Annotated in this window: 10 protein-coding genes; 9 read left to right on the top strand and 1 reads right to left on the bottom strand. The window is 27.6% G+C overall.

Annotation, left to right across the window (positions count from 1 at the left end; genetic code table 4):
* Positions 1-1,868, top strand: a 1,868-nt coding sequence (locus tag ACW95P_RS04020) for a hypothetical protein (RefSeq protein ID WP_457961960.1), incomplete at its 5' end; no start/stop codon positions are given.
* 192 nt (positions 1,869-2,060) lie between these two features.
* Here ACW95P_RS04020 and ACW95P_RS04015 read toward each other — a convergent pair.
* Positions 2,061-2,195 carry an IS3 family transposase gene (locus ACW95P_RS04015; RefSeq protein ID WP_457961959.1) on the bottom strand — a complete coding sequence of 45 codons (135 nt, stop codon included), beginning with the start codon at positions 2,193-2,195 and terminating at the stop codon, positions 2,061-2,063.
* A gap of 1,045 nt (positions 2,196-3,240) precedes the next feature.
* Between ACW95P_RS04015 and ACW95P_RS04010 the strand changes: the two genes are divergently transcribed.
* From ACW95P_RS04010 to ACW95P_RS03975, 8 genes are read left to right on the top strand one after another with little or no spacing between them, the layout of a single operon-like run.
* The gene (locus ACW95P_RS04010; RefSeq protein ID WP_457961958.1) at positions 3,241-4,293 is read left to right on the top strand and encodes a phospho-furanose lactonase; all 1,053 of its coding nucleotides are present in this window, start codon (positions 3,241-3,243) and stop codon (positions 4,291-4,293) included.
* Between the two features lie 26 nt (positions 4,294-4,319).
* Entirely contained in the window at positions 4,320-6,158 is a 1,839-nt protein-coding gene (locus ACW95P_RS04005; protein ID WP_457961957.1) for a PTS ascorbate transporter subunit IIC, read from the top strand.
* Positions 6,159-6,201: 43 nt separating this feature from the next.
* Entirely contained in the window at positions 6,202-6,483 is a 282-nt protein-coding gene (locus ACW95P_RS04000) for a PTS sugar transporter subunit IIB (RefSeq protein WP_457961955.1), read from the top strand.
* A 3-nt stretch (positions 6,484-6,486) separates the two neighbouring features.
* Positions 6,487-6,966, top strand: coding sequence for a PTS sugar transporter subunit IIA (locus ACW95P_RS03995; RefSeq protein ID WP_457961953.1), 480 nt, complete (start codon positions 6,487-6,489; stop codon positions 6,964-6,966).
* A 25-nt stretch (positions 6,967-6,991) separates the two neighbouring features.
* Positions 6,992-7,648: a 3-keto-L-gulonate-6-phosphate decarboxylase UlaD gene (locus tag ACW95P_RS03990; RefSeq protein WP_457961952.1), complete on the top strand. Its 657-nt coding sequence runs from the start codon at positions 6,992-6,994 to the stop codon at positions 7,646-7,648.
* Positions 7,626-8,489 carry an L-ribulose-5-phosphate 3-epimerase gene (locus ACW95P_RS03985; protein ID WP_457961950.1) on the top strand — a complete coding sequence of 288 codons (864 nt, stop codon included), beginning with the start codon at positions 7,626-7,628 and terminating at the stop codon, positions 8,487-8,489. Before ACW95P_RS03990 ends, ACW95P_RS03985 begins: the two co-directional genes overlap by 23 nt.
* A gap of 1 nt (position 8,490) precedes the next feature.
* Positions 8,491-9,234, top strand: a complete 744-nt coding sequence (locus tag ACW95P_RS03980) for an L-ribulose-5-phosphate 4-epimerase (protein WP_457961949.1) — start codon at positions 8,491-8,493, stop codon at positions 9,232-9,234.
* The gene (locus ACW95P_RS03975; protein WP_457961948.1) at positions 9,234-9,725 is read left to right on the top strand and encodes an MPN499 family protein; all 492 of its coding nucleotides are present in this window, start codon (positions 9,234-9,236) and stop codon (positions 9,723-9,725) included. Before ACW95P_RS03980 ends, ACW95P_RS03975 begins: the two co-directional genes overlap by 1 nt.
* The last annotated feature ends 201 nt before the right edge of the window (positions 9,726-9,926 follow it).

The following is a 9,926-nucleotide window of genomic DNA, read 5'->3' as shown; positions in this document are numbered from 1 at the left end:
AAAATATTGAAATAAATGAATCAACAAAAAGTTCTGTTAATGCCAAAGAAGAAGCGGCGGTATATCAAACATATAATGATTATATTAATTCTAATTTAGGATTTGAGAATGAAAATTTTAAGGTTAAAAAAATTGCAGAAAATCATTTTGAAAAATTTTATAGAATGCACATGCTTATTAATCAAAAAATTTGAAATTTTAATCAAAATAATCAAGAGTTTAGTTGAAATTTTAATCTTGATAGTATTGACAAAATTTTAAATTTAGATGCTTCACATTCTAATCCATATTTATGATTATTTTTAGATTTTAAAAGAGATAATTCACAAATTGGATTAAACAAAGCTTCTTTAATGAACAAAAATACAGATATAAATTGACATTTTAAACTGGCCGAAAAAAATTTAAATGAAAAAGAATCTGCAGGGATTAAAATATCATTAGAATTAATCAAAAAAAATGGAGAAATAAATATTGATGAAGTGGATGATGTTTTAATTGCCATTAAATATGATTCAATAAATAATGAATTAAATTTTAAATTGATTAAAAAAACTGATGCTACAAAAAATTTTACAGATAATATTTTAGATGCTCTTAAAAACAATAAAATGTTTTTTTCATATTTTACTTCTTTTTTAAATTTTAGTTTTGAAAGTAATAACGATCAAAATCAAACATTGGAAAAATTTAAATTACCATCGAAGTACCGAAATTTTAATTTTGAAAAATTTTATTCAAATAATTCAGGCCTAATGACAAGTAATTACTTTTGAGATCAATCATATCTATTTGATCCGAATGACCCATTTAAAATTAATGTTAATTCTAATGATTTGAGAACAAAAGAATTCAAAGGTTATCATGATTTTTTAGATAAAAAATACCAAAATACTTATAGTTCTACAATAAGTCAAATTTATAGCTATAATACTTTTCCGCTAGCTGAGGAAATGAGAATTAGGACATTTGGAATGGCAGGGACATGAACAATGTTATCTAAAGTAAAACCTTCAGATTTTAACGATGAAAGATATTATGTTATTTCCAATGCTCATGTTGGCCTTAAAATGAGTTTATTTTCTCCTTTTCAAAAAATTGGTCAAAAATTTTATAAAAATAAAAAAGAATATGATGCTTCTTTTGTAAATTTCTCAGATGGTGTAATTCAAGCTAAGGATAATATTTTTTTAAGATATTTTTGAAGATTTAATTATAAAAAAGAAAAAAATAAATTAGGTGATTTTAATGATGCCCCACGTGATGTTCAAGTTAGTATTTTAGATTTAAAAAAATTAAAAATTGAAATTAGAAATAAAATGGACTCAAACATTAATTATGAATATTGAGAATCAGTTTTAGAAGATGTAGAAAAATGACCTACATTGCCACCGTTAAAATTTACCGATAAATATGCAAATTTAAGCATTTCAAATAACCAAATTTTTACACCTTTTTTTGTTAATGGTTATGGTTCATGAATTGGGTATAATGAACAAATAATTCACCGAATGTATACTAGTGATTGAAATGACCCCGATACTTGACTAAGGTTGATTATTAATAACAATGATGAATTTTCAACACTTATGAAAGGTAATAGCGGTTCATTATTAATAGATAATGATGGAAATGTTGTTGGTATTTTAGCACTTACTCGACGTAGCCGCTCAAGGAAAACAAATGATATTCATTATTTTTATATGTTTAATGATTATGAAAAAGATATTATTGGAGCGAATTATGGCAAATATGATCCTGCTGAAAATATTAATCCTGCAACTTTGTGTCATAAAATAATTCAAGCTGCAAAAGATAACCCTGAAAATTTTGAAGTTATTCCAATGTGCTTACCAGCATCGGGTTAATTTAAGATTATTTATAAAGATATTTATTTGGTTATAACTAATTCATTTTTAAAAAATAACAGGTATTTTTATTAATTTTCAAATAAATTTATCGTTTCTCCTATTAAAAAATGTAATTAGAAAATAAACCTGGACAAAAAAACCTTTTTAAATATTGTGAAATTCTCAATATTTTTGAAGGGTTTTTTCAATTTAAAATTTATTTAATCGCTCATTATTATATCAATTTGTATATGTTTCAATTTCTTGTTTTAATTCTTCAAAAGTAATTTTGAAAATATCAATAAAGTTTAGCGATTCTGATTTTATACAAAAAAATAATTTCATTATTGTCTAAAGAATTACCAATTCTTGACATTGATAATTTGATTTTTTACTTTGAGACATTTTAGCAAATCCATAGAAGAATATTGTACTAAATCATAAATTTTAACATTATTCTTTTTAACTTTTCTTACTTTCTTTTTTTGTTTAACTTTACAAAATAAGCCTAATTTTTGCATTTTTCTGCCTAAAGTACGAGAATTTATTTCGTTTTATACATTAATTTTATATATTGAAATAATTTTTCTCTACCATATAATCCTTTATTTGCATAAAAGCTTTAATAATAATTTCTCGATATTTAATTTTTTAAGATTATTTTTTTTTTATTTTTAATAAAATTTCCAGATTCCTTATTTAGATATTTGAAAAACTAAAATTTTATCAGTCTTCTAATACATTATAAATTTCTAATAACTGTATATCTGAAAGAAGCTTAGGTTTTTTAAATACACCTTTATTTTATTAGAAAATTTTTTTGTTTTTAATTTTAAAATTTCTATATCATTAGATATTTTAAAATTAAAATATTTTTTCTTAAAATTATGTTTTGTTTGGCTATTGATTTTTTATTAAATTTATTGCACTATCATTTTCAAAAAGTAGAAAGAGAACTGTAACTTTTGTTATACATTTCAAAAGCTTCTAATCATTCTAATGGTTTTAAATGTTATAATAAAACCTCCAAGTCTCAATCGCTCCAATATTCGGGTGGTTTTAATCTTTTATGGTTCATTTTTTTGTCCAGGCTTATGCATTAAAATTATTTTTTAAAATTAAATACAAAACTTTTTTATAGCTAAAAAAAATTTTTAAAAAATGAATTTTTTTAAATCACATGTTTAAAAGAGGGTAATAAGTGTTTAAAAAAAATTATTTTTATTTAAAGTAATAAAAAAGTTAGAACTTTATTAAATATTTAATAATCAATTTTGAATATTTAAAACAAAAAATTCAAAGATGTTTAATAATTGTAAAAATTTCTTCATATAAATGTATATAATTAAACTAATTAATATGTTTAATTAAGAAAGGAATTTTAGAAAAAATGAAAAAATTTGTAAGAACTGTTTTGGGAGATGTTGCACCGGAAACGCTAGGTGTTACTGATTGTCATGATCATTTAATTAAAAATTATGGTCCAGAAGCGCACGAACATCCCGATTTTATAATGATGTCACAAAAAGCAGCTATTTTAGAGGTAGAAGAGTATTTAGCAAAAGGAGGTAAAACAATTGTTACAATGGATCCGCCCAATGTTGGTAGAGATGTTACACAAATGTTAGATATTGCTCATCATTTTGGAAATAGAGTTAACATTATTATGGCAACTGGATTTCATAAAGCGGCTTTTTATGATAAAGGAGCCTCTTGATTAGCATTAGCACCAATTGATGATATTGTTAAAATGTTAGTTGCTGAAATCGAAGAAGGAATGGACGTTTATAATTATAGTGGTCCAGTTGTAAAAAGAGGGGAGGCTAAAGCTGGAATTATTAAAGCTGGTACAGGTTATGCAGCAATTGATCGTTTAGAATTAAAATCATTGGAATCAGTAGCACGTACTTCAATTCTAACCGGAGCTCCTGTATTAGTTCATACTCAGTTGGGAACTATGGCTTATGAAGCTGCTCAGCACTTAATTGATTTTGGAGTGAATCCTCGAAAAATTCAATTATCACACTTAAACAAAAATCCTGATAAATATTACTATGAAAAAATTATTAAGGAATTGGGAGTAAGCTTATGTTTTGATGGACCTGATCGTGTTAAGTATTATCCGGATTCAACATTAGCTGAAAACATTAAGTTTTTAGTAGATAAAGGATATCAAAAACATATTACATTATCACTTGATGCCGGAAGAATTCTTTACCAAAAACATTATGGCTTAGAAAAAAACAAACAAACTTTCGGTTTGGGATATTTATTTGATCGTTTTATTCCACTTTTAAAACAAGTTGGTGTTTCTGAAGCAGCAATTGAAGATATTTTAGTTAATAACCCAAGAGAAATTTTAACTTTTGATGAAAAGCGTGAATTCGATCTTTCAAAAGTTAATCCAAGAGTTTTAGAATTAAAACAAGCATTAAAAGTGTAAAAAATAAAAATTAAAGAGGAGTTACGATGTCGTTATTAGAAAAACGAAATTCATTACGTAAATGGATTTACATCGGTGGATTCCTAGGCGTTAATCTTGTGATTATTTCAATTACTTTACTAGTTAGAGTATTTCATTTTCACGATGATGGAAGTAAAGCGTTTAGGTTTTTAATTAATGTTGTCTATCTAGATAACTTCTTAAAGCACCCACCAATTTTACTAGGATTTGTAACCTTAATTGGTTATTTACTTCTAGGTAGAGGAATTCGGGAATCGATTATTGGTTCAATGAAAACAGCAATCGGAATTTTATTACTAGGAATCGGGGCTGGAATTATTGTGGGGATGGCCAAACCATTATTTGATGGTTTAGGACTAGTAAGTAAAGGTACAGCCATTACACCACTTGACCCGTATTTTGGGTGAGCATCAGCTGAATCGTTTTTAAAAAATATTGTTGTAAATAATAATTATATTTCTTGAATTACATATGTCTTTATTATTGGATTTGCTGTAAATATTTTATTAGTTGCTTTCAAAAAATGAACTAATGTACACTCATTAATGATTACTGGACATGTTATGTTTCAGCAATCAGCAATTACAGTTACAATTTTGTATGTTTTATTATTTAGAAATGTGCCACTAGTTGGTGAAGGTGTTCCCGCTGGGTCACAGGCTGCAATTATTATCATTAGTTCATTATTTATTGGAATTTACTGAGGTGTCGGATCTACTACAACAATTCGCCCAACTAATGTGGTTACAAATGATGCTAATTTTGCAGTTGGACATCAACAAATGCTGGCGATTGCTTTAACTTATAAAATTGGTCGTTTCTTCGGAAAAAAAGAAGATTCTGCAGAAAATAAAATTTTACCAAAATGAGCAAAGATTTTTGAAGATAATATTTTTACTCAAACTATCTTGCTATTTGCATTATTCTTGATTTTATTTTTAATTATTATTAATGGACAAAATAATGTTACTGTTCATGATGGTAAAGAATTTTTATATATTGATCTCCCAAAAAAATTAGATGAAAATGGTTTATCTGTTATAGGTAAAAACGGACTTCCTATTATAGATAGAGCTAAAATGGCGGAATTAGGGCTTGTACGTGCTCTTGACTTTAAACAGTGAAATGTTTTAGGTGGAGCTAATATTGGCTTTAATATTTTCTTTGGATCATTAAAAGTTACTGCAGGATTAATTGCACTTATGACTGGGGTAAGAATGTTTGTTACAGAATTGCAACAAGCATTTCAAGGAATTAGTGAAAAAATAATTAAAAATGCTGTAATTGCAATTGATGTTGCTGCTGTATATGGATTCTCAGCTAACTCAGTAACTTACGGATTTTTAGCAGGAACAATTGGGCAATTTATTGCTGTAGGACTAACAATTGCATTATCAAGAATAGCAAATAGCCCATTTGTAATTACAATTCCGTTATTCATTACCTTGTTCTTTAACTCTGGATCGCTAGGGGTTTATGCAAATGCTAGTGGAGGTTTTAGAGCAGCATTAATCGTGCCGCTAATTGTTGGTTTTTTAGAAATTATGATTATTTCCATCGCACTTGGACTATTGAAAAACTCAATGGATGCTAGTGTATTAACAAACTTTAATGGGCAAAGTCCAATTCAAAGTGGATTTATCGGAATGGCTGACTGAAACTTATTCTTCGGAATCTTAACAATGTTTTCAGTTGGAACACCAGGAGCGGCTTGAGCTTTTGTATTTATAGCAATATTTGCAATGTTGGGATTGGGATTAATTACTGATTCAGGATTGCAATCTAAACCAAATGTTGCACAAAAATTTGTGCACAAAATAACAAAATTAACAAAAAGAGCTTAATGCTTTTTAAACTTAGAATCTAAATAAAAAAAAGAGGTCTAACATGGCAAAATTAAAAATTATTGCAGCTTGCGGTAACGGAATGGGAACTAGCATGATCATCAAATTAAAAACTGAAAAAGCCGCCAAAGAATTGGGGCTAGATGCAACAGTTGAAGCGATGAGCATGGGGCAAGCCAAAGGATTCACAAGCACAGCTGATATTATTATTTGTTCAACTCACTTAGAGAGTGAATTTCGAAAAGATCAAAAAGCAAAAATTACTAGTGTAAAAAATTTAATGGATGATAAAGAAATTAAAGAAGCACTAAGTAAAGTTGTGTAAGTTATGCAAGAACTAAATTTATATAATATTTTAAAAAAATATCACACAGTACGAATCGGGCAAAAAGCTCAAGATTGAAAAGAAGCTGTATATTTATCAACTTTACCATTGATTGAAAATAACTTAATTGAACCTCAATATTATGATGCAATTATCAAAAGCACTCAAGAAAATGGACCTTATTACATTATTGCTGATTATTTAGCTATGCCTCATGCTTCTTCAGCATCCGGAATAATTGAAAACAGTTTTTCATTAGTTACACTTGAAGAACCTGTTTATTTCGAAAATGATGATCGCCCTGTCAAAGTTTTGATAGCTTTTGCTGCTAAAAATGCTGAAATTCATACCTCAATTGCTTTACCGCAAATTGTAGCTTTATTTGAAGATCCGCAAATGGTTGAAAAAATTATGAATGCTCAAAGTGTTGAAGAAATTTTTGAACTAATTCAATCAGTTGATTTGAATAAATATATAGCCTAATTATAAAAAAAGGAAAAAAATAAGTATGAATCATAAACCTATGTTGCAGATCGCTTGCGACACACTCACAGTTGAGGAAGCTATAGAAAACGTTAATAAAGTCAAAGACTATGTAGACGTAGTAGAAGCGGGAACTATTTTGATCAATTCTGTTGGTAAACATGCCGTAGCAGAATTGAAAAAAGCTTTTCCAGATAAAATTATTATTGCTGATGTTAAAGTTGCTGATGCTGGGAAAGTTTTTGGAAACATGTTTTTTGGGGAAGGTGCAAAATATGTAACGGCAATTTGTGCTAGCGAACCAGAAACTATGGAAGTTTTAAATCAAGAAGGAAAAAAATTTAATTCCGAAAATGAAATTCAGGTTGAATTAACATCAAATTTTTGTTTTGATCAAGCTTTTAAATGAAAAAAAGCCGGTGTTAATCAAGTGGTTTTACATCGGGCAAGAGATGCTCAAGCTGCTGGGGTGGAATGGTGTGAAAAAGATTTGGAAACAGTTCGTCAATTTGCTGATCTTGGATTTAAAGTTTCAGTAACTGGAGGAGTTGAAAAAAAAGATATTAAATTTTTTAAAGGTTTACCAGTTTATATTTTTATTGCTGGAAGATCAATTCGCGATTCTGAAAACCCGGCCTTAGCTGCGAAAGAATTAAAAGATGAAATCAACAAATACTGATAATTTTTTAGGCATTTACGAAAAAGCAATCAATAATAAATTTGATTTTGAAGATAAAATTAAAATTGCCAAACAAGCTGGATTTGACTTTATTGAGTTATCAATTGATGAATCAGATTTTCGCCTAGCACGACTGGATTGAAGCGAAGAAGAAATTGATCATTTAAAAACATTACTAATTAAACATGATTTTTATTTTAATTCAATGTGTTTAAGTGGGCATCGTCGCTTTCCATTCGGGTCTAAAAATGCTCAAACTAGAGCAATTGCTGCCCAAATTATGGAAAAAGCAATTGTACTAGCTAAAAAATTAGGAATTCGAATTATTCAATTAGCTGCTTATGATGTATATTACGAGCAAAGCGATGCAATAACATACAACTTTTTTATTGAAGGCATCAAAAAAGCTGTGGAATTAGCAGAAAAATATAATGTTATGTTAGCTTTTGAAACTATGGATACACCATTTGTGGGCACAATTGAAAAAGCAATGAAGTTTGTAAAAATGATTAATTCTCCTTATTTGAAGGTTTATCCAGATTTAGGTAATTTATCACAATTTTCACCTAATCCAGTTGCCGAACTAAAACAATATAAGGAACACTTAATTGCTTTTCATTTTAAAGATACATTAAAAGATAAATTTAAAGAAGTCCCATTTGGTGCAGGAACAGTTGATTTTGTAACATTATTAAAAACATTAGAACAAAATAAATTTCAAGGTCCAATTTTAATTGAAATGTGATCCAAAAATGATGCAGCAGAAACAATAGGAGAAAATGTAGCTGAATTAGTTAAAGCTAAAAATTTCTTCTATGCCCAAAAAACTAAAAAAGAATTTTAAGATGAAAAATAATCTTGAGACAAAAATTTTAATTGATCCAATTGAATTAAAAAACTTAAAACAAGAAGTTTATGAAGCTAATATGCAATTATACAATTACAAATTAGCAATTCATACATGAGGCAATGTTTCTAAAATTTCTGCAAAGCGTGATTACATGGTTATCAAACCTTCGGGAGTTAGTTATGCAACAATGACTCCAGATGACATGGTTGTTGTTGATCTTGAAAATAATGTGATTAATTCACACTTAAATCCTTCTTCTGATACACCAACCCATACACTTTTATACAAAGCTGATAAGCGCATTAAGGCAATTGTTCATACGCATTCACCTTTTGCTGTAGCTTTTGCTCAAGCAGGTAAAGGAATTAATTGTTACGGTACAACTCATGCCGATAATTTCTTCAGCACAATTCCTTGCACACCAGCTTTAACAACGGCGGAAATAAATGGAGCTTATGAGCATAATACAGGCTTAGTGATTATTGATTATTTTGCAAAAAATAAGATAGATTTTGCTGCTATGCAAGCTACATTAGTCAAAGAACATGGGCCATTTGTGTGATCAACAAAAAATGCCCGAGATGCAGTTGATTTAGCCTTAACATTAGAAGAAGTTGCTAAAATGGCACTTTACACTAAAATTATCAATCCTGAAATTATTGCAGCAAATAATGATTTGCAATTAAAACACTATCAACGTAAGCATGGCAAAAATGCTTACTACGGACAAAAGAAATAATGCTTATTAAAATTGTAAAAATTAATCATCTTGACAATGGTTATTGGCTAGTCCCTTCCATTATTAATGTTTTTCATTATAAAAAACATAAATCAGCTTTTAAATATGGCGCTAGCTTAGAAGAGTTATTGAAAAAAAATGATTTAATAAATAAAGATTTTGCGATTAATTTAAACAAAGATGAAAAATTTTTTAATTTTAATCTTGCTCAAAAACTTAAAAAATTAAATTTTACTTTGGATAAAAAAATTGTTGAGCATGTTGCTCAATTAAAGCATTTTGATTTTGAAATATTGCCAAATATTATTATCCGTATTGATAAAAAAATGTTATATGCAATTTGAGATGGCTTCATTCCTTTTTATCATAGTGATTATTTTCAAAAATTACACGCTAAGTTTGTTCCAATTTTACAACAAGACAAAATCTATTTAAAGTGAAGAAAATTAACTGGTTTTAATATTATTAAAAATCCCTTAAAGATTAGTTAAAACCCAAAATTAGTTTGCCAATTAACAACAATTTTTCTTTTAAACAAAAATGTGTAATTTCTTTTGTTTAATAATTGAAGAAATTGTTGTTTTTTTAATTACTTTCAAAAACTTTGTTTTAAAATTATTTTGCAAGTATCATAGTTTTAAAAAAACTATGTATAAGATATAATTTAAATTTAAATTACTAAATTATGCAAT

This window comes from Mycoplasma pogonae, assembly GCF_054170725.1.
Note: the sequence above shows the minus strand (reverse complement) of the source record. Positions and strands in the feature narration are given on the sequence as shown.